General features: G+C 71.7%; 23 protein-coding genes and 2 pseudogenes. 16 read left to right on the top strand and 9 right to left on the bottom strand.

Going from position 1 to position 26,410, the window contains the following annotated elements; translation table 11 throughout:
* Position 1: 1 nt before the first annotated feature.
* From ASD06_RS03200 to ASD06_RS03190, 3 genes are read left to right on the top strand one after another with little or no spacing between them, the layout of a single operon-like run.
* Positions 2–931, top strand: a complete 930-nt coding sequence (locus ASD06_RS03200; RefSeq protein ID WP_056672814.1) for a carbohydrate ABC transporter permease — start codon at positions 2–4, stop codon at positions 929–931.
* Positions 928–1,845 (top strand): carbohydrate ABC transporter permease, encoded by a 918-nt coding sequence (locus tag ASD06_RS03195; protein WP_082537621.1) that lies wholly within the window; start codon positions 928–930, stop codon positions 1,843–1,845. The genes ASD06_RS03200 and ASD06_RS03195 overlap by 4 nt, the downstream gene beginning before the upstream one ends.
* Entirely contained in the window at positions 1,842–4,016 is a 2,175-nt protein-coding gene (locus ASD06_RS03190; protein ID WP_056672812.1) for an alpha-galactosidase, read from the top strand. Before ASD06_RS03195 ends, ASD06_RS03190 begins: the two co-directional genes overlap by 4 nt.
* Here ASD06_RS03190 and ASD06_RS03185 read toward each other — a convergent pair.
* From ASD06_RS03185 to ASD06_RS03175, 3 genes are read right to left on the bottom strand one after another with little or no spacing between them, the layout of a single operon-like run.
* Positions 3,958–4,743, bottom strand: a complete 786-nt coding sequence (locus ASD06_RS03185; protein ID WP_056672810.1) for an acyl-CoA thioester hydrolase/BAAT C-terminal domain-containing protein — start codon at positions 4,741–4,743, stop codon at positions 3,958–3,960. The genes ASD06_RS03190 and ASD06_RS03185 overlap by 59 nt on opposite strands.
* 56 nt (positions 4,744–4,799) lie before the next feature.
* A complete protein-coding gene (locus ASD06_RS03180) occupies positions 4,800–6,068 on the bottom strand; it encodes a hypothetical protein (protein ID WP_056672806.1) in 1,269 nt (422 codons plus the stop codon).
* On the bottom strand, positions 6,065–6,925 hold the full coding sequence (locus tag ASD06_RS03175) for an alpha/beta fold hydrolase (RefSeq protein WP_056672805.1): 861 nt from the start codon (positions 6,923–6,925) through the stop codon (positions 6,065–6,067). The genes ASD06_RS03180 and ASD06_RS03175 overlap by 4 nt, the downstream gene beginning before the upstream one ends.
* A gap of 69 nt (positions 6,926–6,994) precedes the next feature.
* On the opposite strand from ASD06_RS03175, the gene trpS reads away from it, so the two are divergent.
* The 3 genes and pseudogenes from trpS to ASD06_RS19885 all read left to right on the top strand — a co-directional run.
* Positions 6,995–8,011: a tryptophan--tRNA ligase gene (gene trpS / locus ASD06_RS03170; RefSeq protein ID WP_082537658.1), complete on the top strand. Its 1,017-nt coding sequence runs from the start codon at positions 6,995–6,997 to the stop codon at positions 8,009–8,011.
* Positions 8,012–8,041: 30 nt separating this feature from the next.
* Positions 8,042–8,590 (top strand): 2'-5' RNA ligase family protein, encoded by a 549-nt coding sequence (locus tag ASD06_RS03165; RefSeq protein ID WP_200941851.1) that lies wholly within the window; start codon positions 8,042–8,044, stop codon positions 8,588–8,590.
* Positions 8,488–9,626: pseudogene (locus ASD06_RS19885) on the top strand (YihY/virulence factor BrkB family protein); the annotation flags it as partial. The gene ASD06_RS03165 and the pseudogene ASD06_RS19885, both read left to right, overlap by 103 nt.
* Positions 9,627–9,645: 19 nt before the next feature.
* Here the strand turns inward: ASD06_RS19885 and ASD06_RS03155 are convergent.
* The gene (locus tag ASD06_RS03155) at positions 9,646–10,689 is read right to left on the bottom strand and encodes a D-alanyl-D-alanine carboxypeptidase family protein (RefSeq protein ID WP_235502189.1); all 1,044 of its coding nucleotides are present in this window, start codon (positions 10,687–10,689) and stop codon (positions 9,646–9,648) included.
* A 10-nt stretch (positions 10,690–10,699) separates the two neighbouring features.
* On the opposite strand from ASD06_RS03155, the gene ASD06_RS19530 reads away from it, so the two are divergent.
* Positions 10,700–10,954 carry a hypothetical protein gene (locus tag ASD06_RS19530; RefSeq protein WP_235502188.1) on the top strand — a complete coding sequence of 85 codons (255 nt, stop codon included), beginning with the start codon at positions 10,700–10,702 and terminating at the stop codon, positions 10,952–10,954.
* On the opposite strand, the gene sdhB is transcribed toward ASD06_RS19530, so the two are convergent.
* Genes sdhB through sdhC form a run of 4 tightly spaced genes read right to left on the bottom strand, consistent with a single transcriptional unit; the run spans position 10,923 to position 14,493 of the window.
* The gene (sdhB, locus tag ASD06_RS03150; protein ID WP_200941820.1) at positions 10,923–11,876 is read right to left on the bottom strand and encodes a succinate dehydrogenase iron-sulfur subunit; all 954 of its coding nucleotides are present in this window, start codon (positions 11,874–11,876) and stop codon (positions 10,923–10,925) included. The genes ASD06_RS19530 and sdhB overlap by 32 nt on opposite strands.
* Positions 11,876–13,627, bottom strand: a complete 1,752-nt coding sequence (sdhA, locus tag ASD06_RS03145) for a succinate dehydrogenase flavoprotein subunit (RefSeq protein WP_056672736.1) — start codon at positions 13,625–13,627, stop codon at positions 11,876–11,878. The genes sdhB and sdhA overlap by 1 nt, the downstream gene beginning before the upstream one ends.
* A 16-nt stretch (positions 13,628–13,643) precedes the next feature.
* On the bottom strand, positions 13,644–14,108 hold the full coding sequence (locus ASD06_RS03140) for a succinate dehydrogenase hydrophobic membrane anchor subunit (RefSeq protein ID WP_056672730.1): 465 nt from the start codon (positions 14,106–14,108) through the stop codon (positions 13,644–13,646).
* 10 nt (positions 14,109–14,118) lie between these two features.
* A complete protein-coding gene (gene sdhC, locus ASD06_RS03135; protein ID WP_082537619.1) occupies positions 14,119–14,493 on the bottom strand; it encodes a succinate dehydrogenase, cytochrome b556 subunit in 375 nt (124 codons plus the stop codon).
* Positions 14,494–14,676: 183 nt separating this feature from the next.
* On the opposite strand from sdhC, the gene ASD06_RS03130 reads away from it, so the two are divergent.
* A complete protein-coding gene (locus ASD06_RS03130; RefSeq protein ID WP_082537656.1) occupies positions 14,677–15,759 on the top strand; it encodes a sugar phosphate nucleotidyltransferase in 1,083 nt (360 codons plus the stop codon).
* 76 nt (positions 15,760–15,835) lie between these two features.
* On the opposite strand, the gene ASD06_RS03125 is transcribed toward ASD06_RS03130, so the two are convergent.
* Positions 15,836–16,183: a DUF488 domain-containing protein gene (locus ASD06_RS03125; protein ID WP_056672722.1), complete on the bottom strand. Its 348-nt coding sequence runs from the start codon at positions 16,181–16,183 to the stop codon at positions 15,836–15,838.
* 82 nt (positions 16,184–16,265) lie between these two features.
* Here ASD06_RS03125 and ASD06_RS03120 point away from each other — a divergent pair, with 82 nt between their 5' ends.
* From ASD06_RS03120 to ASD06_RS03085, 8 genes and pseudogenes are all read left to right on the top strand, one after another.
* Entirely contained in the window at positions 16,266–17,849 is a 1,584-nt protein-coding gene (locus ASD06_RS03120; protein ID WP_056672720.1) for a methylmalonyl-CoA mutase, read from the top strand.
* A gap of 22 nt (positions 17,850–17,871) precedes the next feature.
* Positions 17,872–19,122: an amidohydrolase gene (locus tag ASD06_RS03115; protein ID WP_056672718.1), complete on the top strand. Its 1,251-nt coding sequence runs from the start codon at positions 17,872–17,874 to the stop codon at positions 19,120–19,122.
* Positions 19,123–19,324: 202 nt separating this feature from the next.
* Positions 19,325–20,362: a BMP family ABC transporter substrate-binding protein gene (locus ASD06_RS03110; RefSeq protein WP_082537655.1), complete on the top strand. Its 1,038-nt coding sequence runs from the start codon at positions 19,325–19,327 to the stop codon at positions 20,360–20,362.
* Between the two features lie 128 nt (positions 20,363–20,490).
* A complete protein-coding gene (locus ASD06_RS03105) occupies positions 20,491–22,038 on the top strand; it encodes an ABC transporter ATP-binding protein (RefSeq protein WP_056673107.1) in 1,548 nt (515 codons plus the stop codon).
* Positions 22,035–23,177 carry an ABC transporter permease gene (locus tag ASD06_RS03100; RefSeq protein WP_056672715.1) on the top strand — a complete coding sequence of 381 codons (1,143 nt, stop codon included), beginning with the start codon at positions 22,035–22,037 and terminating at the stop codon, positions 23,175–23,177. The genes ASD06_RS03105 and ASD06_RS03100 overlap by 4 nt, the downstream gene beginning before the upstream one ends.
* Complete coding sequence (locus ASD06_RS03095) at positions 23,174–24,448, top strand: ABC transporter permease (protein WP_056672712.1); 1,275 nt, start codon at positions 23,174–23,176, stop codon at positions 24,446–24,448. The genes ASD06_RS03100 and ASD06_RS03095 overlap by 4 nt, the downstream gene beginning before the upstream one ends.
* A gap of 10 nt (positions 24,449–24,458) precedes the next feature.
* Positions 24,459–24,842: pseudogene (locus ASD06_RS03090) on the top strand (cytidine deaminase); the annotation flags it as partial.
* Positions 24,843–25,085: 243 nt separating this feature from the next.
* Positions 25,086–26,381 (top strand): thymidine phosphorylase, encoded by a 1,296-nt coding sequence (locus tag ASD06_RS03085; protein ID WP_056672710.1) that lies wholly within the window; start codon positions 25,086–25,088, stop codon positions 26,379–26,381.
* The last annotated feature ends 29 nt before the right edge of the window (positions 26,382–26,410 follow it).

The following is a 26,410-nucleotide window of genomic DNA, read 5'->3' as shown; positions in this document are numbered from 1 at the left end:
CGTGGCGCTCACGACGGCCGGCACCCGGCGGCTGCGAGGACGTCGCAGCCGCCGGCTGAGCCGCGCCGACCAGCTCTGGCTCTTCCTGCTGGCGGGCGTCCCCTCGCTGGTCGTCCTCTGCCTGGTGTGGATCCCGGCATTCGGCACCGTCGTGCTCTCGTTCACCAACTGGGACGGCTTCGTCCCCCTGCGCGACGCCAAGTTCGTGGGCCTGAAGAACTACGACAACGTCATCACGAACTACCCGCCGTTCCGTCCGGCGCTCGAGCACAACCTCATCTGGCTCGTCGTGACCTTCGCGATCCCGACGGTGCTCGGCATGTTCCTGGCGGTGCTGCTCGATCGCGAGCTCAAGGCGAGCCGGCTGTACCAGAGCGCGTTCTTCCTGCCGGTCGTCCTGTCGCTCGCGCTCGTGGGCTTCATCTGGCAGCTCATCTACTCGCGCGACCAGGGCCTGCTCAACGCGGTGCTGGGCCTGGACGGCAAGGACCGCATCGACTGGTACGGCGACTCCAGCATCAACCTGTGGGCGGTGCTGGTCGCGGCCAGCTGGAAGCACACCGGCTACATCATGCTGCTCTACCTGGCCGGCTTGAAGGGGGTCGACCCGTCGCTGCGCGAGGCGGCTGCCGTGGACGGCGCGTCCCAGACCCGCACGTTCTTCAGCGTCGTGTTCCCGGTGCTGCGGCCGATCAACATCGTCGTCCTCGTCGTGACGGTCATCGAGTCGCTGCGCGCGTTCGACCTGGTCTGGGTCATCAACAAGGGCCGCAACGGACTTGAGCTCATCGGCACGTTGGTGTTCAGCAACATCGTCGGTGAGGGCCAGCGCATCCCGTTCGGGTCCGCGCTGGCGACGATCATGCTGCTGATCTCGCTGGTGTTCATCGTCATCTACCTGACGGCCGTGATGCGGGAGGAGAAGCGATGACCACCGTCTCGACGACGTCCACGCCCGACACCACGGCGAGGTCCCACATCGTCACCCCGAGCCCGCACACGGGCCGTCGTGTGGTGCTGTACGCGTTCCTCACGGTGATGGCGCTCACGTGGCTGTTCCCGGTGCTGTGGGCGCTGTTCAACTCGTTCCGCAACTACGACTACACGTCGACGCACGGGTACGTGTCGTTCGGGGGCTTCACCCTCGACAACTACGTCAACGCCTGGCGGCAAGGTGACTTCACCAAGCACTTCCTCAACTCGGTGATCATCACCGTGCCGGCCGTGCTCATCACGCTGCTTCTCGCGTCGTGCGTCGCGTTCGTCGTCGCCAGGTTCAGCTTCTGGTTCAACCTGCCCCTGCTGCTGCTCTTCACCGGCGCGAACCTGCTGCCGCAGCAGGCCTTGCTGGTGCCGCTGTACCGGCTCTACAACTCGGTGGACATCCCGTTCTGGCTCAGTGACTCTGGGACGCTCTACAACAGCTACTACGCCGTGATCATCACGCACATCGCGTTCCAGACGGGCTTCTGCACGTTCGTGCTGAGCAACTACATGAAGACGTTGCCGGGTGAGCTCACCGAGGCGGCGCTCGTGGACGGCGCCGGCGTGCTGCGCCAGTACTGGCAGATCGTGCTGCCGCTGTGCCGCCCGCCGCTGGCCGCCCTGGCGACGCTCGAGGTCACCTGGGTCTACAACGACTTCTTCTGGGCCGTGGCGTTCATGAGCCAGGGCGACAAGTACCCGATCACGTCGTCGCTGCAGAACCTGCGCGGCCAGTTCTTCACCGACTACAACCTGCTGTCGGCCGGTTCGGTGCTCGCGGCGATCCCGACGATCATCATCTTCGTGCTGCTGCAGAAGCAGTTCGTGTCCGGTCTCACGTTGGGCGCCAACAAGGGATGAGCCTCGTCCACCTGCGCGCGGCCGGCACGTCGCTGCTGCTCGACGCGGGCGGTCCCGGGCTGCCGCGAGTGCTGCACTGGGGCGCCGACCTCGGCGAACTCCCACTCGACGACGACCAGGCGACCGCGGTGCGGGCTGCGGTGGTTCCCGCCACCCCGCGCAGCGCCCTCGACCAGCCCATGGCGCTCAGCGTGCTGCCGACGGAGGCCGACGGGTGGTCGGGCGCGCCGGGCGTGGCCGGTCACCGGGACGGGGCGGGGGCGCATCCGGTGCTGCGTCTGCGCGACGCCGAGTCGACGTCCGGGCCGGACGGCGGCGGCCGCGTCGTCGCTCGAGCCGGTGACGACGCCGCCGGGCTGGACGTCGAGGTGACCTTGACGCTCGACGTGCACGGTGTGCTCAGCGTGTCGGCCGCAGTCACCAACACCGGTGCCGGCGTCTACGACCTCGCGGCGCTGCGCCCGCTCCTGCCGTTGCCGCACGTGGCCACCGAGGTGCTCGACACCACCGGCAGGTGGTGCCGCGAAGGGTCACCGCAACACCATTCGGTGCAGCACGGCACCTGGTGGCGCCCGAGTCGCCGCGGCCGCACAGGACACGACGGTCCACTCTTCGTCGCGGTCGGCACCGCCGGCTTCGGCTTCGGGCACGGTGAGGTGTGGGCGGCTCACCTCGCGTGGAGCGGTGACAGCGAGTACCTCGTCGAGCGACTGCCCGAGGGGGCCGGACCCCACGCGTCCGTCGTCGCCGCAGCCGAGCTGCTGCGCCCGGGGGAGCTGCGGCTCGCGCCGGGTGAGTCCTACCGGACGCCGGACGCGCTGTTCTCCTACTCCCGCAACGGTCTGGACGGCGTGGCGCAGCGCTGGCACCGCTGGCAGCGTGCTCGCTCGTCCCACCCGCGCAGTCCCCGACCGGTGGTGCTCAACACCTGGGAGGCCGTCTACTTCGACCACGATCTGCAGCGGCTGCGCCGGCTCGCCGACGTCGCCGCGAGCATCGGCGTCGAGCGCTTCGTGCTGGACGACGGCTGGTTCCGTGGCCGCCGCGACGACACCGCGGGGCTCGGTGACTGGTACGTCGACCCCGACGTCTGGCCCGAGGGCCTGCACCCGCTCGTCGACCACGTGCGCGCCCTGGGCCTGCAGGTGGGGCTGTGGGTCGAGCCCGAGATGGTCAACCTCGACTCCGACGTCGCGCGCGAGCACCCGGAGTGGGTGCTGCGGCCGCACGAGGGTGCCGTGCCGCCGCCCTGGCGCAACCAGCAGGTGATCGACCTCACCAACCCCGACGCGTGGGCCTACCTGCTCGAGCGGCTCGACGCGCTGGTGAGCGAGTACGCCCTCGACTACCTCAAGTGGGACCACAACCGCGACCTGCACGCCGCCGGCTCGACGCCCTCGTACGGGCCGGTGGTGCACCAGCAGACCCAGCGGCTCTACGCGCTCCTGGACGAGCTCCGGCGCCGGCACCCCAGCCTGGAGATCGAGTCGTGCGCCAGCGGCGGTGCGCGGGTCGACCTCGGCATCCTCGCGCACACCGACCGCGTGTGGGCGTCGGACTGCAACGACGCCGTCGAGCGCCAGCACATCCAGCGGTGGACGACGCAGGTGCTGGCGCCCGAGCTCGTGGGAGCGCACGCCGGGCCGCCGGTCGCGCACACGACCCACCGGGCGGTCGACCTGCCGATGCGGCTCGCCACCGCGTTGTTCGGCCACGCGGGCCTGGAGTGGGACCTCACCTCGCTCGACGCGGACGAGCTGCAGCAGGTGACCGACTGGATCGCGTTCTACCGGCGGCTGCGTGGGCTGCTGCACAGCGGTGACGTCGTGCGGGGCGACCTGCCCGACGACGGCGCGCTGTTGCACGGCGTGGTGGCGCGAGACCGCAGCGAGGCGGTACTGGCCTACGTGCGGCTCACGACCGCACCGGGCGCCCACCCAGGCTTGGTGCGGCTGCCCGGGCTGGATCCGTTGCGCCAGTATGACGTCAGCGTCGTGCGCGAGCTCGGTGAGCCCGCCACCGTGGAGGCGGCCGGTCCAGGGTGGTGGGACGGCACGGGCGGGTCGAACGGAACGGTGTCGCTACCGGGCTCGGTGCTCGGCGCGGTAGGGCTCACGATGCCGGTGCTGGCCCCGGCGTCGGCGCTGGTCCTGCACCTGCGGGCGCGCTGAGGAGCTCGAGCAGCACCGGCCACGCGGCGGCGCCCAGGCGGTGGTCGGCGTCCTGGCTGCCGCCGCGGGCCATGCGCTGGCCGGCCGTGACCACCGGCTCCCCGGGCAGCACGGCCCGGTGGCCGGCGTCCGGATCCACCACGACGGTCGTGGGGCGGCCGGAGGCAGCGCGGCGATCCCGGATCGCCTCGGCGTGGGCGACGCTCGGCCACACCTGGTCGTCACCTCCGGCGACGCACAGCACGTGGGGGATGCGCTCGACCGCGATCGTGGCCCGCGCCACGGCATCTGGCTGGGCCGCACGCGAGGCCTCGTAGACCGGCCGGAAGCTCGGCGGATCGCCCTGCGGCTCGGCCGACTCGACGAAGGGCACGAAGGGCAACGGCTCGCCGCCGAGGGTCCAGTGCGAGGTCTGGCGGCCTTCGGGCGTCACGCCCGCCCACACGACGTCGCTGGGCGCGAACGCCGCCACCGCGCAGACGGCCGGGGTCACGGCTGCCGTCACGAGCGCAGCCTCCGCGCCGAACGACGTGCCGACGAGCACGATGCGGTCGCAGTCCCGCGCCAGCAGCTCGACGCGCTGCTGGAAGGTCTCGAGCGGCACCTCGAAGGGCGCCGGCTGCTGACCCGCGCCGCCGAACCAGCGGATCGACTCGGCGAGCGCGCCCTGCGCGGCGAGCAGCTGGGCTCGCGCGTCGTCGATGCGCCCGCTCGAGCCACCGAGCACCAGAACGCCTGTGCCGCAATGGTTTGTCGGCCGGTAGCGCACGGCCTCCGGCGGGATCAGACCGACCACACCGTGCCGTCAGCGGTGTCGCGCACCTCGACGCCGGCTTCCACGAGACGGTCGCGCACCAGGTCGCTGGTGGCGTAGTCCGACCGCTCGCGCGCGGCGGTGCGCAGGTCGAGCAGCGTCTCGACGTACGGGCCGACGACCTCACGAGGATCGCGCGCGCCGTCCGTGGCGAGCTCCCCCAGCCGCACCACGAGCGAGCGGAGCACCCGCCGCGCGACGTCGCGGTCGTCGCTCTGCAGCATGTCGGTCGACCAGTCCTGGATCGCCTGCTCGAGCTCGAGCACCGCCTGCACGCAGCCGTCGACGTCGCGCGCAGCCAGCGCGGTGTCGAAGGCGTCCCGGGCCTGGTCCGCGGCCGCGCGCAACGACGCCTCCTCGGTCGGTGACGGCGCGGTCTGCGCGGCGTCCACCTCGGGCCCGGTCGTGGGCGCCGGCGCGGCCGCGGCGGCCACCTGCGTGCCGCGCAGCAGCGCGTCGAGCTCGTCGAAGGTCACCGTCGTGCCGGCCTCGAACCGCTGCGAGCGTCCGCGGCGGCGGGCCGTGACCCCGCCGCGCCCCAGCACCCGCGCCGACCGCGTCTCGGGGTCGAGCCACAGCGCCGTGTGCTCGTCGACGCCCAGCACGCCCACGTCGTCCGGCAGCTCCTGCTCGAGCGCGGCGAGGCGCTGCTCGCCGAGGTAGCAGAAGCGGGTGTCGTGGGTGCCGCCCTCGGCGTTGTCGTAGTGCGGCACCACCGCGGCCTGCAGCCCCGTGAGCCGGCGCAGCAGGTCGAGGCCCGGCAGCCAGCGCGGGGGCTCACCGGCCTTGTAGATCTCGTACACGGGGATCGCGTGGCTGCCCGTGGTGACGGCGGCCGCGCTGCCGAGCACCAGGGTGCCGCCGCGCTCGACGACCTCCGCGAGCGTGTCGGGCAGGGCCGTGTCATGCCACTGGCGCAGCGCGTACGACGGGCTGCCGGGCCCGCTGAACGCCCACGTGGCGCGGCTCAGCAGCGCCAGCGCCTGCTCGCGCTCGACGAGCGGCGCCTCGCGGCTGCGCCAGGTCGCCACCTCGACCTCGCGGCCCACGCTCTGGGCGAAGTACGCGAGGGTGCGCGACACGAGCTCGTCGGCGTTCATCTGGAAGCCGAACGGCGTGTCGACGAGCGCTGCCCGCACGCTGCCCACGGCGCGCTCGGTGGCCTCGAAGATCTCGCGGTGCACCGGCACCAGCGTGGGTGCGGTCTCGCCCGAACCCATGATCACCAGCGCGCTCACGCAGTGGCCTCCCTCGTCGTGGTCTCGAGTCGCAGCAGGTCGGCCGTGACGCGCTGCGGGTGCTGGGCGTGCAGGTCGTGGTCGGCCCCCGCGTACCAGCTCACGGTGGAGTGCGGCACCGCGCGCTGGAACGTCTGCAGCGCAATGGGTCCGGGCGGTCCGCTGGCCGGCATCAGCAGCGTCGGCACGCGCACCAGGGGATACAGCTCACGTGGGTCGTCGGCCCACAACGAGTGGACGATCGAGCGGTGGTGGTCGCGGTCGAGGCGAGCGCGCACCCCGCCGTCGGGCAGCTCCACGAGGTTCTCCAGCGTGCCGTCGACGCCCTCGCCCGGCCAGTCAGCGTGCGCCGTCCGGAGGCGCTGGGCGAGGTCGGCGAAGCGCATGCCGTCGAAGCGCGGCGGCGCCAGCACGCTCCAGCACTCCTCGAAGGTCTCGAAGCGCGACCCCAGGTGCAGCCACCCGCCGTCGACGAGGGCGATGCCCCGCGCGCTGCCGTGCCGCGCGGCGAGGGTGAGGACGACGTTGCCACCCCAGGACTGCCCGGCGACCACCGGCGAGCGCTCAGCGACCCACCCGAGCGCCTCGCACAGCGCCGCGACGTCGGCCGCGGCCGTCGCGGTGTCGTAGCCGTCGTCGGGCACGGCGGAGCGGCCGTGGCCGCGCAGGTCGACGGCTGCTACCTCGCGACCGGCCTCGGCCAGCCGACGGGTGACGCCGTCCCAGACCCGCGCGTTGCTCGCCAGGCCGTGCACGAGCAGGTAGGGAGCGTGGGCCGACGCGCGGTCCCCGGCCGCCCGTCGCAGCGCCAGCTCGACCCCTGAGGGCAGGCGGACGCGGTCGTCCGTGATCGTCACGATCTCGACCCTAGTCCGAGCAGGAGGGGGTGGTGATCCGGCGGCGCGCTTCCTGAGAGGATGTGCGGCATGTCCGATCCGCGTCGTCCCCGCGTGCTGTCCGGAATGCAGCCCACCAGCGACTCGCTGCACCTCGGTAACTACCTCGGCGCGCTGGTGCAGTGGGTGGCCCTGCAGGAGACGCACGACGCCTTCTACTGCGTCGTCGACCTGCACGCCATCACCGTCGAGGTCGACCCGGCGACCCTGCGCGAGCGCACCCGTCGCACCGCGGCCCAGTACCTCGCCGGGGGTGTCGACCCCGAGCGCTCGACGCTGTTCGTGCAGAGCCACGTGCCGCAGCACGCCGAGCTGGCCTGGGTGCTGGGCTGCATCACCGGCTTCGGTGAGGCCAGCCGCATGACGCAGTTCAAGGACAAGGCGGGCCGCGCGGGTGCCGAGCGCACGACCGTCGGGTTGTTCACCTATCCCGTGCTCATGGCGGCCGACATCCTGCTCTACGCCGCGGACGCCGTCCCCGTGGGCGAGGACCAGCGCCAGCACCTCGAGCTCACGCGTGACCTGGCGATGCGGTTCAACTCTCGCTTCGGCGACACCTTCACCGTGCCCGAGCCGCACATCGTGAAGGAGACGGCGAAGATCTACGACCTGCAGGAGCCGACGTCGAAGATGAGCAAGTCCTCGGCGACGCTGGCGGGCGTGATCGACCTGCTCGACGAGCCCAAGGTCACGGCCAAGAAGATCCGCTCGGCGGTCACCGACGCCGAGCGGGAGGTGCGCTACGACGTCGAGAACAAGCCGGGGGTGTCGAACCTGCTGTCGATCCACTCGGCGCTGTCGGGACGCGGCGTCGAGGAGCTCGAGAAGGACTACGTGGGCAAGGGCTACGGCGACCTCAAAGGTGATCTCGCGGACGTCGTCACCGAGGCCCTCACGCCGTTTCGTGAGCGCACGCTGGCCTACCTCGACGACCCCCGGGTGCTCGACGACGTCCTGGCCGCCGGTGCCGAGAAGGCGCGTGCGGTGGCGCGGGAGACGCTCGCGGCCGTCTACGAGCGCGTGGGCTTCCTGCCCCCGCGGTCCTGAATACCCCATCGTCTCCTCGGATAGGGCAGGATCGGACGGGTGAGCAGCCAGACGGACCGCACGATCGGGGTCGCCATCTCGATCCCGGCTCCGTACGGCGAGCAGCTGCGCGCGGCGCGGGCGTCCTTCGGTGACCCGCTGGCCACGTCGGTGCCGACGCACGTGACGCTGCTGCCCCCCACGGTGTTGTCGCGCGAGCAGGACGACGAGGTCGACGACCACCTGCGCAAGGTGGCGGAGGCGGCGTCGGCGTTCGAGATCCACCTGCGTGGCACGGCGACCTTCCGGCCGGTGTCGCCGGTGGTGTTCGTGCCCCTGGTGCAGGGGATCGGGGAGTGCGAGGCCCTGGAGCAGTCGGTGCGCAGCGGCCCGCTGGCGCGCGACCTGCAGTTCTACTACCACCCGCACGTGACCGTGGCCCACCATCTGTCGGACGCCGCCCTCGACCGCGCGTCCGCCGAGCTCGCCGACTTCGAGTGCCGCTTCACGGTGGGGGGTTTCCACCTCTACGAGCACGGTGCCGACGAGGTCTGGCGCACGCAGGGCTGGTACGCGTTCGGCGACGGGCCGCTCGCGTGAAGGCACTCCTCGCCCGGCTCAAGGCGACTCACGCCTACCGGTCGTGGCAGCGCTACAACGACTCGCGCGGCAATCTGCTCGCCGGCGGTGTGGCCTACCTCGGCTTCTTCTCGATCATCCCGGCGCTCGTGCTCGGGTTCACGGTGTTCGGCTTCGTCCTGCGCGGCCAGCCCGATCTGTTCGACCGCGTGGTCTCCTACGTGTCGCGCACGCTGCCCGGCATCCTGAAGGACAGCGCGCACCCGGACGGCATCCTCGACGCCTCTGCGCCCCCGACGCCGAACGCGTTGTCGCTCGCCGGCGCGATCAGCCTGGTCACGCTGCTGGTGTCAGGCCTCGGCTGGGTCGACGCGCTGCGCCAGGCCGTGCGCGCGATGTTCGACGAGCCCAAGCTGAAGGCCAACCCGGTGGTGGTCAAGGTCAGGGACGTCGGCGTGCTGGCCACGCTGGGCGTGGCGGTGCTGCTGTCGGCCGTGCTGTCGTTCGTGGTCAGCGCAGCGACCACCTGGGCGCTGGGCCTGGTGAACGCCGAAGACTCGACGGTGGGCCACGTGCTGCTGCGCGTGCTCGGCACCCTGGCCGTCCTCGCGGCCGACTTCGCGCTCATGGTGATCGTCCTGCGCCTGATGAGTGGCGTCGACCTGCCTCGGGCCGACCTCGCGCAGGGGGCGCTCGTGGGTGCCGTGGGGCTCGGGGTCCTGAAGCTGGCGAGCGGGCTGCTGCTGGCCAGTGCGGGCCGCAAGCCGCTGCTGACCGGCTTCGCGGTCGTGATCGGGCTACTCGTGCTGATGAACCTCATCAGCCGGATCATGCTGCTCTCGGCCGCGTGGGCCGCTACGACGGCCACCGAACGTGGCCACCTGCCGAGCCAGGCGCCGGCGGCGCTGCCGCGGGCGGCGGGTCCGCGCGACGACGTGCTGCCGTCGTTCGGCCCGCGGGCAGCCGACCGCACCGCGGTCGCGGCCGGTGCGGTGCTGGGGCTCACGGCCGGCGTCGTCGGCCACACCCTGCGCCGCGGGCTGCGGGCGCTCGTGGCNCGCTGAGCGCGAGCAGCGTCAGCGGCGGGAGGCGGCCCGCGCGCCGCGCCGAGCCCGGGCGAGCGCGACCTGGCGACGCTTGGCCCGCGCGCTGAGCGCGAGCAGCACCACGGCGAGCAGCGCGGCAGCCACCCCGCCGGCGCCGACCACCTTCAGCGTGCCGTCCGTCGGGCCGGCCGCCTGCAGCGCGGCGGACGCGGGTCGGCCGGCCGCGGCGACCCGCGGTTCGCCAGTGACGGTGCTCGCCCGCTCCAGCTCGCCCGGCTCGACGAGTCGCCCGACAGGCTGCACCTGCGGGCCGTACCGGAACGCCCAGTCGAACATCGCCGCCTGCGTCCGCCAGCTCGGCTCGCCGCGCCGCATCGCCGTGAACAGGTAGCGGTGGCTGCCGCGCTGCACCGCGCTGATCGCCGTCCAGCGTGCCGCGATCGTGTAGCCGTCCTTGACGCCGATCGTGCCGTCGTAGTTGTACAGCAGGCGGTTGTGGTTCTGGATCTGGAACGACGTGCGCGCCTTGCCCTTGACCTCCTTGCCGGGAAAGCGCACGCGCTTGGTGGTCACCAGGCTGCGGAAGGCCGGCAGCTGCATCGCCGCCCGGGCGATGAGCGCCAGGTCGTAGGCGCTGGTGAGCTGGCCCGGGGCGTCCAGGCCGCTGGGGTTGCGCACGGTGGTGTCGCGCGCCCCCAGCCGCACGGCCTCGGCCTGCATCCGCGCGACCGTCTGCGGCACGCCACCCGCCACCCGGGCCAGCGCCGTCGCGGTGTCGTTGCCGGACGCCAGCATCGTCCCCTGCAGCAGCTGCCCCACGGTGTAGTGCGAGCCAGGGTCGAGCCCCACCTTCGATCCGTCGACCAGGTCGGAGCGTTCGGCCGTGACCACCTGTCGGGGGTCGACGTCCGGCAGCACCGTGAGCACCGTGAGGGTCTTCAGCGTGGACGCCGGCAGGTACCGGCCGTGAGCGTCCTTGGCCAGCAGCACCTCGCCGGTGTCAAGGTCGGCGAGCAGGTACGACGCGGCCGCGAAGGCCGGGGGAGCGGGCACGCCGGCGGAACGGTCGACCACGAGGCTGCGGGTGGCCAGACGCTCGCCACCCACGGCCGGGCTGGGTGCCGTCGTGCCGGACGTGCTCGGCGGTGTGGTGCTCGGCGGTGTGGTGCTCGGCGGTGTGGTGCTGGGCGGTGTGGTGCTGGGCGGTGTGGTGCTGGGCGTGGTGCTCGCCGCCGCCGGGATCGCTGCGCCAGTCACCGGGCACAGCAGGAGAGCGGCGGTCAGCACCGCCGTCGCGCGCCGCATGCTCAGACCTTACGGGTCAGCAGGGCGCGCTTGACCTCCTGGATCGCCTTGGTGACCTCGATGCCGCGCGGGCAGGCCTCGGTGCAGTTGAAGATGGTGCGGCAGCGCCACACGCCTTCCTTGTCGTTGAGGATCTCCAGGCGCTGGTCGCCGGCGTCGTCGCGGCTGTCGAAGATGAACCGGTGCGCGTTGACGATGGCGGCCGGGCCGAAGTACTGGCCGTCGGCCCAGAACACCGGGCACGACGAGGTGCACGCCGCGCACAGGATGCACTTGGTGGTGTCGTCGAACCGGTCGCGCTGCTCCTGGCTCTGGATGCGCTCGCGCGACGGCGCGTTGCCCTCGGCCACGAGGAACGGCATGACCTCGCGGTACGCGGCGAAGAAGGGGTCCATGTCGACGACGAGGTCCTTCTCGACCGCCAGCCCCTTGATCGGCTCGACCATGATCGGCTTGTCAGGGTTGAGGTCCTTCAGCAGCGTCTTGCAGGCCAGCCGGTTCTTGCCGTTGATGCGCATGGCGTCCGAGCCGCAGACACCGTGCGCGCACGAGCGCCGGAAGGTCAGCGAGCCGTCCTGCTCCCACTTGATGGTGTGCAGGGCGTCGAGCAGGCGGTCGGTCGCGTGCACGCTGACGCGGTAGTCCTCCCAGTGCGGCTCGGAGTCGGTCTCCGGGTCGAACCGGCGGATCCGCAGCGTGACGTCGAAGCCGGGCACGGCGCCGGCGGCCTCGCCGGCCTGCGCCTTCTCCGGTGCCTTGGACGGCGCCTGGTCGGCGACGGACGCGCCGTCACCAGCGGCCGTCGCCTCGCGCGCGGGCTCGTCGCGCGGGGTGTCGGTCGGCTCCGCGGGCTCGCGCGCCTGCAGCGGCCGGGAGTCCGGCCCCTGCGAGGTCTCGGCCTCCGTGGGCGGGTTGCTCGGCGCGCTCTCGGGGTTCACGGCGTCGTCGTTCGCCATCAGTACTTGCGCTCCATCGGCTCGTAGCGGGTCTGCACCACTGGCTTGTAGTCCAGGCGCACCTGCGGTCCCTCAGCGGTCTGCTCGCGGTAGGCCATCGTGTGCCGCATGAAGTTGACGTCGTCGCGGTTCGGGTAGTCCTCGCGGAAGTGCCCGCCGCGAGACTCCTTGCGCTCGAGCGCACCGACCACGATGACCTCGGCGAGGTCGAGCAGGAAGCCCAGCTCCACCGCCTCGAGCAGGTCGGTGTTGAACCGCTTGCCCTTGTCCTGCACCGAGACCGTGCGGTACCGCTCCTTCAGGCCCTGGATGTCGGTGAGCGCCTGCTTGAGCGACGCCTCGGTGCGGAACACCTGGGCGTTGCGGTCCATGGTCTCCTGCAGCGCCTTGCGCACGGCGGCCACGCGCTCGCCGTCCTGGCGGTCGAGCATGCCCTGCAGCAGCTCGATGGTCGGCCGCTCCGGCGCCTCGGGCAGCTCGAGGAGCTCGGCCGTCTTGGCGTACTCGGCGGCGGCGATGCCGGCCCGGCGTCCGAACACGTTGATGTCGAGCAGGGAGTTGGTGCCCAGGCGGTTCGAGCCGTGCACCGACACGCAGGCCACCTCACCGGCCGCGTACAGGCCGGGGACGACGTGGGTGTTGTCGCGCAGCACCTCGGCGTCGACGTTGGTCGGCACACCGCCCATGGCGTAGTGCGCCGTCGGGTACACCGGCACGGGCTCGGTGTAGGGCTCGACGCCTAGGTAGGTGCGCGCGAACTCGGTGATGTCGGGCAGCTTGGCGTCGATGTGCGCCGGCTCGAGGTGGGTGAGGTCGAGCAGCACGTAGTCCTTGTTGGGGCCGCAGCCGCGGCCCTCGCGCACCTCGTTGGCCATCGAGCGGGCGACGATGTCGCGCGGCGCGAGGTCCTTGATGGTGGGGGCGTAGCGCTCCATGAAGCGCTCGCCCTCGCTGTTGCGCAGGATCGCGCCCTCGCCGCGGGCGGCCTCCGACAGCAGGATGCCGAGGCCGGCGAGGCCCGTCGGGTGGAACTGGAAGAACTCCATGTCCTCCAGCGGCAGGCCGTTGCGCCAGGCGATGCCCATGCCGTCGCCGGTGAGGGTGTGGGCGTTCGACGTCGTCTTGAACACCTTGCCCGCGCCGCCGGTGGCCAGGATCACGGCCTTGGCGCGGAAGACGTGCATCTCGCCGGAGGCGAGCTCGTAGGCCACGACGCCGGCGATGCGGCGCTCGTCGCCCTCGCCCGCCATCACGAGGTCGAGCACGTAGAACTCGTTGAAGAACTCGACGTCCTGCTTGACGCAGTTCTGGTACAGGGTCTGCAGGATCATGTGGCCGGTGCGGTCGGCCGAGAAGCACGAGCGGCGCACGGCCGCCTCGCCGTGGTTGCGCGTGTGGCCGCCGAAGCGGCGCTGGTCGATCCGGCCCTCGGGGGTGCGGTTGAACGGAAGGCCCATCTTCTCCAGGTCGAGGACGGCGTCGATGGCCTCGCGGCACATCACCTCCGCGGCGTCCTGGTCGACCAGGTAGTCACCGCCCTTGACGGTGTCGAAGGTGTGCCACTCCCAGTTGTCCTCCTCGACGTTCGCGAGGGCGGCGCACATGCCACCCTGCGCCGCGCCGGTGTGCGACCGCGTGGGGTAGAGCTTGGTGAGCACCGCCGTGCGCGCGCGCTGGCTCGACTCCAGGGCGGCGCGCATGCCGGCACCGCCGGCCCCGACGATGACGACGTCGTACGTGTGCGTCTGCATGGTCCCTACCTCGCAGTCACTTGGTGCAGAACGACGGCAGCAGGTTGCTGGGCTCGCCGGTGGGGCACGGGTCGAAGGTGAAGATGACGAGGGTGCCGAGGACGAGCACGATGAGCGCGCTCAGCATCAGCAGGGCCTTGAGCACCAGGCGGGTGCTGTCCTTCTCGGCGTAGTCGTTGATGATCGTGCGCACGCCGTTGACGCCGTGCACCTCGGCCAGCCAGAGCATCAGCAGGTCCCAGGTCTGCCAGAAGGGGCTCGCCCACTTGCCGCCGACGAACGCGAAGTCGATCGCCTTGATGCCCTGGCCGAGCATGAGGTTGACGAACAGGTGGCCGAAGACGAGCGCGATGAGCACGACGCCCGACAGGCGCATGAAGGTCCACGACCACAGCTCGTAGTTGCTGCGGGTGGAGCGGCTGCGGCGGAAGGTGGCGCGCGGTGCCGCGATCTGCGGCGTCCCCTGGGTGTTGGCGGTCATGGCGTGCCCCTCAGCTGAAGACGTTCATCAGGTGGCGGATGGCGAACGGCACGAAGAGCAGCACCCACAGGGCGATGACTCCCCACAGCATCTGCCGCTGGTAGCGCGGGCCCTTCGACCAGAAGTCGACGAGCATGACCCGCACGCCGTTGAACGCATGGAAGATGATCGCCGCGACCAGGCCGACCTCACCCAGCCCGACGACCGGGTTCTTGTAGGTCCCGATCACGTCGTTGTAGGCCTCGGGCGACACGCGGACGAGCGCGGTGTCGAGGACGTGCGCGAAGAGGAAGAAGAAGATCAGGACGCCGGTCACGCGGTGCGCGACCCACGACCACATCCCCTCACGGCCCCGGTAGAGGGTGCCTGCAGGTGCCTTGGGCACGACGTTGCCTTTCGCGAGGTGGCGGCGACGCGCCGGTCTCCGCGCCACGCAGGCGGGTGCGGGGGACGGCGTCGTCCACGACGTGGTCACTGTAGTGACGCACGCGTCGAACTCCCCAACCGGGAGGCCCGGTGTGACCAACTTCGCAGGTACGGCAACCGCCGGGTAGCGTCGCCGTTCGTGATCGACGACCTGGTGGCGATCGTCCCTGCGGGGGGCGCAGGCACGCGGCTGTGGCCGCTCTCGCGGCGCTCGCGCCCGAAGTTCCTGCTCGACCTCACCGGCAGCGGGCGCTCGATGCTGCAGGACACCTGCAGTCGCCTCGCCGGCGTCGCGGGGCAGACGTACGTCGTCACGGGTGCCGCCCACGCCGCCGACACCGCGCGGCAGCTGCCCGAGATCGGCGCCGAGCGCCTGCTCGTCGAGCCCTCGCCGCGGGACTCCGCCGCCGCCATCGGGCTGGCCGCCGCCGTGGCGCACGCGCGTGACCCCGAGGCCGTCGTCGGGTCGTTCGCTGCCGACCACGCGATCGCGGACGACGCGGTGTTCGCCGCCGTGGTGGCCGAGGCCGTCGCAGTGGCCCGCACCGGTCTGCTGGTCACCGTGGGCATCGAGCCGACCCGGCCGGCCACGGGGTTCGGCTACGTGCGGGCGGGCGACGCGCTCGAGGTGGCCGGTGCGCCGTCCGCGCTGATGGTGGAGGAGTTCGTCGAGAAGCCGGACACCGCCACCGCCGAGCAGTACCTGGCCAGTGGTCGCTACCGGTGGAACGCGGGGATGTTCGTGGCCCGGGCCGCGACGCTGCTCGACCTTCTCGACGAATACCGGCCCGAGCTGGGTGCCGGCCTGCGGCGGCTCGGCCAGGCGTGGGACACCGCCGACCGAGAGGCCGAGCTCGAGGCGGTGTGGCCGACGCTCGAACGCATCGCCTTCGACTACGCGGTGGCCGAGCCGGCAGCGGCGGCCGGACGCGTGGCCGTCGTGCCGGGCACCTTCGGCTGGGACGACGTGGGCGACTTCGGAGCGGTCGGCACGGTGCTGCCCGACGCGCCCGTCCAGGTGCTGGGCGAGGGCGAGGTGCTCGCCACCGACAGCTCGGGCGTGGTGGCGGCCGACTCCGGTCGCCTGGTGGCGCTCCTGGGGGTGGACGACGTCGTGGTGGTCGACACCGCCGACGTCCTGCTCGTCGCGCACCGCTCACGGGCCCAGGACGTCAAGTCGTTCGTCGACCGGCTCGCCGCCGACGGCCGCACCGACCTGCTCTGACGGCAGCACTCGCGCCAGCGTGGTGGCTGCGCATCACTGGCGATGCGTAACCACCACGTTCGAGCGGGGGTGGTGGCTAGAGGAGGGCGGCGAGGACAGCGGCGGTGCTCTGCGCGGGGTCCTTCGTCGCCGTGAGCAGGGTGAGTGGGCCCGCCACCGCGAGCTCGCGCAGGTGCGCGACGGCGTCCGCGCCGACCCCGCTCGCGAGCTCGGCGTGGTAGCGGCGCACGAACTCCTCGAACCGCTCCGGGTCGTGGCCGAACCACCGACGCAGGTCGGGCGAGGGGGCGGCGTCCTTGCACCACTCGTCGAGCGCGGCGCGCTCCTTGCTGATCCCGCGCGGCCACAGCCGGTCGACGAGGACGCGCCGACCGTCGTCCGGCGACACGGGGTCGTAGACGCGGGCGATGCGGACGGCGGCCACGCACGCAGGCTAGCGCCGTAGCCGGTGTGAGGTCAGCCACGAGCGGGAGCCGGGGCGCACGCGCGCGGCTACCCTTCCGGCTGTGAGCGAACCCCGCAGCGAGTCCGGCCTCCCCATCCGCCCGGTCTACGGTCCGGACGCCCTGCAGGGCTGGGACGCCGCCCAGCAGCTCGGCGAGCCCGGCCAGTTCCCGTACACCCGCGGGGTGTACCCGAACATGTACACCGGCCGCCCGTGGACCATGCGCCAGTACGCCGGGTTCGGCACCGCCAAGGAGTCCAACGAGCGCTACCACCAGCTGGTCGCCGCGGGCACCGGCGGCCTCAGCGTCGCCTTCGACCTGCCGACGCAGATGGGCTACGACTCCGACGAGCCGATCGCCCATGGCGAGGTCGGCAAGGTCGGCGTGGCCATCGACTCCATCGACGACATGCGCGTGCTGTTCGGTGGCATCCCGCTCGGCGAGGTGTCGACGTCCATGACCATCAACGCGCCGGGCTCGGTGCTGCTGCTGCTCTACCAGCTCGTCGCCGAGGAGCAGGGGTTCGAGGGTGCCCAGCTCACGGGCACGATCCAGAACGACGTGCTGAAGGAGTACATCGCGCGCGGCACCTACATCTACCCGCCGAAGGAGTCGCTGAGGCTCATCGCCGACACCTTCGCCTACTGCCGCAAGGAGCTCCCTCGCTGGAACACCATCTCGATCTCGGGATACCACATGGCCGAGGCCGGGGCGACGCCCGCGCAGGAGGTGGCGTTCACCCTCGCCAACGCCAAGGCGTACGTGCAGGCCGCGATCGACGCCGGGCTCGGCGTCGACGACTTCGCCCCCCGGCTCTCGTTCTTCTTCGTCGCCCGCACGACCCTGCTGGAGGAGGTCGCGAAGTTCCGTGCGGCGCGCCGCATCTGGGCCCAGGTCATGCGCGACGAGTTCGGGGCCAAGAACCCCAAGTCCCTGATGCTGCGGTTCCACACCCAGACCGCCGGCGTGCAGCTCACCGCCCAGCAGCCCGAGGTCAACCTCGTGCGCGTGGCGCTGCAGGGCCTCGGCGCAGTGCTCGGGGGCACGCAGAGCCTGCACACCAACTCCTACGACGAGGCGATCGCCCTGCCGACGCAGAAGGCCGCCCGCCTCGCCCTGCGCACCCAGCAGGTCATCGCGTACGAGACCGACGTCACCAAGACCGTCGACCCGTTCGCCGGCTCCTACGTCATCGAGTCGATGACCGACGAGCTCGAGACGGCGATCCGCGACCTGATGCAGGCCGTCGACGACCGCGGGGGAGCGGTGGCCGCGATCGAGGAGGGCTTCCAGAAGTCCGAGATCGAGCGGTCGGCCTACCAGGTGGCGCAGGAGATCGACGGCGGCGAGCGCGTCGTCGTGGGCGTCAACCGGTTCACGGTCGACGACGACGAGCCGTACGAGCCGCTGCGCGTCAACCCGGCGATCGAGGCCGAGCAGGCCGCCCGCCTCGCCACGCTGCGCGCCGACCGCGACCAGCTCGCCGTCGACCGCGCCCTGGCCGCCCTGCAGGACGCGGCGCGCGGCACCGACAACGTGCTGTACCCGATGCGCGAGGCGCTCGCCGCCCGCGCCACCGTCGGCGAGGTGTGCCACGCGCTGCGGGAGGTGTGGGGCACGTACGTCCCGCGCGACGTCTTCTGACCCCGGCTAACCTGGCGGGATCGTGGAACCTCACTCCTCTTCGCCGACCCTGCCGTCGCTCGCCGACCTCGTCGCCGCGCTGCGCGACGAGCTCATCGAGACCCGGCGCGACATCCACGCGCACCCCGAGACCTCACGGCACGAGGTACGCACCACCGAGCTGGTGGCCGCGCGCCTGGAGAAGGAGGGCATCGCCGTCCAGGAGCTGCCGCGCAGCGGGTTGCTGGCCGAGGTGGGTGACCTCTCGCCGTCCGCGCCGGTGGTCGCGCTGCGTGCCGACCTCGACGCCCTGCCGGTCGACGACGAGACGCCCGACCCCTGGCGCTCGACGGTCGGCGGCGTCGCGCACGCCTGCGGGCACGACGTGCACACCGCGGCGCTGCTCGGGGCCGGGCTCGCCCTCCACGAGCGGCATCTGGCCAGCCCCCTGCCCGGACGCGTGCGCCTGGTGTTCCAGCCGGCCGAGGAGGTCATGCCCGGCGGGGCCGTCGACCTCGTGGCCCTCGGCGTGCTCGACCGCGTGCACTCGATCTTCGCCGTGCACTGCGACCCGTCGCTGGACGTCGGCCAGGTCGGCCTGCGCGAGGGAGCCATCACCGCGGCCTCCGACTCGGTCACCGTGCGCCTGCGCGGACGCGGGGGCCACACCTCGCGCCCGCACCTCACCCAGGACCTCACCTACGCGCTCGCCAAGGTCGTCACCGACGTCCCCGCCGCCCTGTCGCGCCGGCTCGACCCGCGCGCCGGCGCCAGCCTGGTGTGGGGATCGGTGCACGCCGGGTCGGCAAAGAACGTCATCCCCAGCCTCGGTGAGGCGGCGGGCACCCTGCGGCTGCTCGACATCCGGGCCTGGGACCAGGCTCAGCGCATCGTCGACGAGGTCGTGCGCGCCGTGGTCGCCCCGTACGGCGTCACCGCCGAGATCGAGCACTTGCGTGGCGTCCCGCCGGTGGTGAACGCTCCGGAGGCCGCGCGGCACCTCGCGACCGCCGCCGCCTCGGTGGTCGGCCCCGCCGGCGTCGTCGGCACCGAGCAGAGCCTCGGCGGTGAGGACTTCTCCTGGTACCTCGAGTCCGTGCCCGGGGCGATGGCCCGGCTGGGCACGCGGACGCCCGGCGGCCCGACGTACGACCTGCACCAGGGCAACCTGCGCGTCGACGACGGCGCGGTGGCCATCGGCGCCCAGCTGCTGGCGCAGGTGGCCCTGGACGCGCTCGCCGCCCTGGCACCAAACGCTTCGCTCGAGACGCCCGAGCGCGACGGCAACAGTTGACGAGGTGACTGGCCGGTAACGGTTCGGATACTCAGTCGAGTCCGGCGTACAACGCCCATGTGGCGCGGGTAGAGTCCCGACCGACTTGCGCGAGGTGTCGAGGCAGACGCCGGACGTCGGCGAAGTGTCCAGCTGGGCTCGCTTTGAGGTCAGCACGTGGTAACCGGATAGAAGGAGACACCCCTTGCGTCGGGTGATGAAGATGGTGGCCGCCGCCTCAGTGGCAGCCCTGGCACTGGCAGCGTGCGGCAGCAGCTCCGACAACGCCTCGAGCGGCAACGGTTCGACCGGCTCGAGCACCAAGAAGGCTCTGAAGGTCGGCCTGGCCTACGACATCGGCGGTCGCGGCGACCAGTCGTTCAACGACGCCGCGGCGGCGGGCCTCGACAAGGCCAAGTCCGAGCTCGGCGTGACGGCCCAGGAGGCCGAGGCGACGTCCGGTGAGGCGGAGTCCGCCAAGGAGGACCGCCTGCGCACCCTCGCCCAGGCCGGCTACAACCCGATCGTCGCGGTTGGCTTCGCCTACGCGTCGGCGACCGACAAGGTGGCGGCCGAGTTCCCCGACATCAACTTCGCGATCGTCGACAACGCTCGTAGTGACAAGACGCCCAAGAACGTCCACGGCCTGCTGTTCGCCGAGAACGAGGGCTCCTACCTCGTCGGCGCGATCGCCGCGCTGAAGTCCAAGAGCGGCAACATCGGCTTCGTCGGTGGCGTCCAGGTGCCGCTGATCCAGAAGTTCGAGGCGGGCTACGTCGCCGGCGCCAAGGCGATCAACCCGAACATCAAGATCCAGACCAAGTACCTCACCCAGCCGCCGGACTTCTCGGGCTTCACCGACCCGGCCAAGGGCAAGACCGCCGCGCAGGGCATGCTCGACGCCGGCGCCGACGTGATCTACCACGCGGCCGGCGGCTCCGGCGGCGGCGTGTTCGAGGCCGTCAAGGCCAAGAACGCCATGGCGATCGGTGTCGACTCCGACCAGGCGCTCACGGCGGCCCCGGCCGTTCGTGACGTGATCATCTCCTCGATGATCAAGAAGGTCGACGTCGCGGTGTACGACTTCATCAAGTCGGCCCAGGACGGCACCATCCCGGACGGCGACCAGGTGTACGACCTGAAGAAGGGTGGCGTCGACTACTCGACCACCGGTGGTCACATCGACGACATCAAGTCCAAGGTCGACGACCTGAAGCAGCAGATCATCGACGGCAAGATCACGGTGCCCACCCAGCCGTGACGTCAGAGGTCTGACCTGGGTCCGGGGCGGCGCGGTAGCGTCGCCCCGGACCTGTGTTCACAGCACTGCCGTGCCCCACAGCCGTCGCCCCCGGACACCGTCGTCCGGCCCCGCGTGAGGAGGACCCCCTGTCCACTGCAGCCGCTCCCGCGGCGGACGCCGCCACCGGTGAGGTGGCCGTCCGGCTGACCGGGATCACCAAGCGCTTCCCGGGCGTCGTGGCCAACCGCGACGTGACGTTCGAGGTCCGCAAGGGCACCGTGCACGCGGTGGTCGGCGAGAACGGCGCGGGCAAGTCGACGCTGATGAAGATCCTCTACGGCGTGCAGCGTCCGGACGAGGGCACGATCGAGGTAGGTGGCCGCACCCAGACCTTCGGCTCGCCCAGCGACGCCATCGAGGCCGGAATCGGCATGGTGTACCAGCACTTCATGCTGGCCGACAACCTCACGGTGCTCGAGAACGTCGTGCTGGGTGCCGAGAAGCTGTACGGCATCGGTGACAAGGCCCGTGCCCGCATCCGCGAGCTCAGCGACGCCTACGGCCTCGAGGTCGCGCCCGATGTGCTCGTGGAGGAGCTCGGGGTCGGCGACCGCCAGCGCGTCGAGATCCTGAAGGTGCTCTACCGCGGGGCGACCACCCTCATCCTCGACGAGCCGACGGCGGTGCTGGTGCCGCAGGAGGTCGACGAGCTCTTCGCCAACCTGCGAGAGCTCAAGGCCGAGGGGCTCACGGTCATCTTCATCTCGCACAAGCTCGACGAGGTGCTGTCGGTCGCCGACTCGATCACCGTCATCCGCCGCGGCGAGACCGTGGCGACCGTCGACCCCGAGGGCACGACGTCACGCGAGCTCGCCGAGCTCATGGTGGGCAGCGAGCTGCCGAGCCCGCAGACCACCGAGTCGACCGTCACCGACGTCCCGATGCTCACGGTGCGCGATCTCACCCTGCGCGCCGGCGCCCGGGCGCTGCTGGAGGACATCAGCTTCACGATCCACCGCGGCGAGATCCTCGGCATCGCCGGCGTCGAGGGCAACGGCCAGGGCGAGCTCGTCGACGCCATCATGGGCTTGCGTGACCCCGAGACCGGCCAGGTGCTGCTGGGCGAGCAGGACATCAGCGAGTGGACGACGCGCCGCCGCCGTGAGGCGGGTATCGGCTTCATCCCCGAGGACCGCCACCGACAGGGTCTGCTGCTCGATGCGCCGTTGTGGGAGAACCGCATCCTCGGCCACCAGACCCAGGAGCCGTCGTCGCGAGGACCGCTCATCGACCGCGGCGGCGCTCGCAGGGACACCGAGCGCATCCTCGCCGAGTACGACGTCCGCTCGCCGAGCATCGACGTCACGGCGGGCTCGCTGTCGGGGGGCAACCAGCAGAAGCTGCTCGTCGGGCGCGAGCTGTCCGGTGACCCGGTCGTCCTGCTGGCGGCGCACCCCACCCGCGGGGTGGACGTCGGCGCGCAGGCGGCGATCTGGGACCACATCCGCCGCGCGCGGGCCGCCGGCCTCGCCGTGCTCCTGATCTCCGCCGACCTCGACGAGCTGATCGGCCTCAGCGACACCATCCACGTCATCCTGCGCGGCCGTTTCGTCGGCCAGTTCGACCCCGCGCGGGTCACCCCCGAGCAGCTCGGCTCCGCCATGACCGGCGCGTCGACGGAGGGCGAGTCATGAAGAACCGCGACCTGAGCCGCATCGGGCTGGCGCTGGCGGCACCGCTGCTGGCCGTGGCCTTCTCGGTGGTGGTCACCAGCGTGATCCTGCTCGCCGCGGGCGACCCCGTCTGGGTCACCTGGAAGACCCTCGTCACCGGCGGTCTGCCCGGCGTGATGCCGCGCAACCTCATGACGACGATCAACCTCGGCACGACGTACTACCTGTCGGCGATCGCGGTGGCCATCGGCTTCCGGATGAACCTGTTCAACATCGGTGTCGACGGCCAGTACCGGCTCGCGGTGTTCGCGGCCGCCGTCGTCGGTGGTGCCATCAACCTGCCGAAGCCGCTGCACATCCTCGTGGTGATCGTGGTCGCCATGGCGGTCGGCGCGGCCTGGGCCGCGATCGCGGGTCTGCTCAAGGTCGGGCGCGGAGTCAGCGAGGTGATCTCGACGATCATGCTCAACGCGATCGCCGGCGGCCTGGTGGCCTACCTGCTGCGCCGGGTGGCGTCCGGTGAGGCGGCGAGCAACAACATCTCCACGCCGTCGATCCCGGAGTCGGGGCGCATGCCCGGCTTCACGCTGCTGCCCAACGCGCCCGTGAAGGCCTACGGCTTCGTCATCGTCGCGGCCCTCGTGGGTGTGGGGTACTGGTACCTGATCAGCCGCACCCGGTTCGGCTTCGACCTGCGGGCCACCGGGCGCTCGGCGACGGCAGCGGTGGCGAGCGGAGTCAACGTCAAGCGCATGATCGTCGCCTCGATGGTGCTGAGCGGCGCTGTCGCTGGCCTCGTCGGCCTGCCCGAGCTGCTCGGGAAGACGTACACCTACGACCTGTCGTTCCCCGCCGGCCTCGGTTTCACCGGCATCGCCATCGCGTTGGTCGGTCGGAACTCGCCGGTGGGTGTCGCCGTCGCCGCACTGCTCTTCGCCTACCTCGACGTCGCGAGCAACCCCCTGCAGATCCTGGCGGACGTCGCACCCGAGGTCGTCAAGATCATGCAGGGGATCATCGTGCTGTCGGTCGTGATCGCCTACGAGATGGTGCGCCGGTACAGCGTCGTCGCCGAGCAGCGCAAGGTGGCTCGTGAGCTCGGTGACCACGAGAGCAGCCCGCCCAGACCAGGCGGCACGGCTCAGGAGGTGACGGTATGAGCGTCGAGGTCGCGGCAGCCGCAGGTGCCCCCACCCCGGTCGATGAGCCGACCAGGCGCCGACGCATCGGTGCGGGCACGTGGGCGCTCCTGGGGCTCGGCGCCGTCGTGGCGCTCGCCGCCGTGCGGGCCGTCACCGGCGCCAACGACATCGCGTCCAGCGGCACCATCGCCGCGGCCATCGGTCTCGCCGTCCCGATCGCCATGGCGGCGCTCGGCGGTCTGTGGTCGGAACGCTCGGGCGTGGTCAACATCGGCCTCGAGGGCATGATGATCTTCGGCACCTGGGGCGCTGGTTTCGCCGGCTACCAGTGGGGGCCGTGGGCCGGCCTGGCCGCAGGCATCGTGTTCGGAGCGCTCGGCGGCTTGCTGCACGCCGTCGCGACGGTCACCTTCAACGTCGACCACATCGTCTCCGGTGTCGCGATCAACCTGCTCGCCGCCGGCGCCGTGAAGTACCTGTCCGGCCTGGCGTTCGTGGGTCACCCCGGCGGCGGCAAGACGCAGTCCCCGCCGATCGGCGACCTGCCGACGCTGACCATCCCCGGTGTCTCCGACGGCCTCGGCACGATCGAGGACAAGCACTGGTTCTTCGTGTCCGACCTGGCGGCGATCGTGCGCGGCGTCACGACGGGCATGTCGATCCTCACGCTGATCGCGATCCTGCTCGTGATCGGGTCGTTCTTCGTGCTGTGGCGCACGGCTTTCGGGCTGCGGCTGCGCAGCTGCGGTGAGAACCCGGTGGCGGCAGAGTCGCTGGGCGTCAACGTCTACCTCTACAAGTACGCGGCGGTCGTGGCGTCGGGTGCCTTCGCCGGCATCGGTGGCGTGTTCCTCGCGGAGGTCGCGGCCAGCGCCTACCGCGACGGGCAGACCGGCGGCCGAGGCTTCATCGGCCTCGCCGCCATGATCTTCGGCAACTGGCGACCCGGCGGCCTGCTCGCCGGCTCGGCGCTGTTCGGCTACACCGACGCGCTCCAGCTGCGTCGGGGTGGTGAGAGCGTGCACGCCCTGCTGCTCGTGCTGTTCCTCATCCTGCTCGGCCTGGTGGCCGTGCGGGTGCTGCGCCGGGCGAACCTCGCGACGACGCTCGTCGCGACCGCCTGCGCTGTCGGGCTGCTGCTGTGGTACTTGCTCACTGACGAGGTGCCGTCCGACTTCACCGGCATGACGCCGTACGTCGCCACGTTGCTCGTGCTGAGCCTGGCGTCGCAACGGCTGCGGATGCCGGCGGCCGACGGTCTGCGCTACCGGCGAGGCGAAGGTGGCTGACGTGGCTGAGCTGGACGTCGACTGGGAAGCGCTGCGAGCGGCCGCGGTGGAAGCGATGCACCACGCCTACGTGCCGTACTCCGGCTTCCCCGTCGGTGTCGCGGGGTTGGTCGACGACGGGCGGATCGTCAGCGGCTGCAACGTCGAGAACGCCGCGTACGGTGTCGCGCTGTGCGCCGAGTGCGGCATGGTCAGCCAGCTGCACCTCACCGGCGGCGGCCGCCTGGTCGCCGTCGCGTGCGTCGACCGGGCCGGGCAGCCGCTCATGGCCTGCGGCCGGTGCCGGCAGCTGCTGTGGGAGAACGGTGGCCCGACCTGCCTGGTCGACACGCCGTCCGGCATCAAGGCGATGACCGAGGTGCTGCCCGACGCCTTCGGCGTCACCGACCTCGAGACCCGCTGACCTTCACCCTTCCGCCCCCCAGACTGCTTTGCGCCACCCAGACTGCTTTGCGCCGTCCGGCCTCGGGTTGAGCGGCGCAGGCACCGCTGCCTCCGCCATCACAGCCGCGGCTGAGCTGCGCAAAGCGGCCCTGACGGCGCAAACCGGGCTGGGCGGCGCGAGCAGGGGCCGCCGGGCGTTGCGCCGGGCGCGAACTGCCGTGACCACACCTCCCCCGAGTACGAGGATCAGATCATGAGCGAAGCCTTCGACGCCGTCGACGTCATCCGCGCCAAGCGGGACGGCCAGCGGTTGAGCGACGAGCAGGTCGACTGGGTCGTCGACGCCTACACCCGCGGAGTGGTCGCCGACGAGCAGATGTCGGCGCTGGCGATGGCGATCCTGCTGCGCGGCATGGACCGCGCGGAGATCAGCCGGTGGACCGCCGCGATGATCGCGAGCGGTGAGCGGATGGACTTCTCGTCGCTGTCGCGCCCCACCGCCGACAAGCACTCGACAGGCGGCGTGGGAGACAAGATCACCCTGCCGCTGGCCCCCCTCGTGGCCGCGTGCGGTGTCGCCGTCCCGCAGCTGTCGGGCCGCGGTCTCGGCCACACCGGCGGCACCCTCGACAAGCTCGAGTCGATCCCCGGCTGGCGCGCGAGCCTCACGAACGCCGAGATGCTCGCCCAGCTGGACGACGTCGGCGCGGTCATCTGCGCCGCCGGCGACGGCCTCGCCCCGGCCGACAAGAAGCTGTACGCGCTGCGCGACGTCACGGGCACGGTGGAGGCGATCCCGCTGATCGCGAGCTCGATCATGAGCAAGAAGATCGCCGAGGGCACCGGCGCGCTGGTGCTCGACGTCAAGGTCGGCTCGGGCGCGTTCATGAAGTCGGTGGACGACGCCCGCGAGCTCGCCCGCACCATGGTCGACCTCGGCACCGACGCTGGGGTCACGACGGTCGCGCTGCTCACGAACATGCAGACCCCCCTCGGCCTCACCGCCGGCAACGCGCTGGAGGTGCGCGAGTCGCTCGAGGTGCTGGCGGGTGGCGGCCCGGACGACGTCGTCGAGCTCACCCTGGCCCTGGCCCGCGAGATGCTCGCCGCCGCGGGCCGAGACGACGTCGACCCAGCCGACAAGCTGCGGGACGGCAGCGCGATGGACGTGTGGCGCCGCATGATCGCCGCGCAGGGCGGCGACCCGGACGCCTCGCTGCCCACGGCGAAGGAGACCCACGTCGTGATGGCGCCGGCTGACGGCGTGCTCACCCAGCTCGACGCCCTGGCTGTGGGCGTGGCCGCCTGGCGCCTCGGCGCCGGACGCGCCCGCAAGGAGGACGTCGTCCAGGCCGGTGCCGGGGTCGAGCTGCACGCCAAGCCCGGCGCGACGGTGCGCGGCGGTGAGCCGCTCATGACCCTGCACACCGACACCCCCGAGCGCTTCGAACGGGCCCTGCAGGCGCTGGAGGGTGGCTACTTCATCGCTCCCGAAGGCGACCGTCCTGACCTGCTGCCGCTGGTGGTCGACCGCATCGCCGCCTCCTGAGTCGACCCGCCCTCGGCGTAGGCTCGGCG

The organism is Angustibacter sp. Root456, assembly GCF_001426435.1.
Taxonomy (GTDB): domain Bacteria; phylum Actinomycetota; class Actinomycetes; order Actinomycetales; family Angustibacteraceae; genus Angustibacter.
This window is presented reverse-complemented; position numbering and strand designations above follow the sequence as displayed.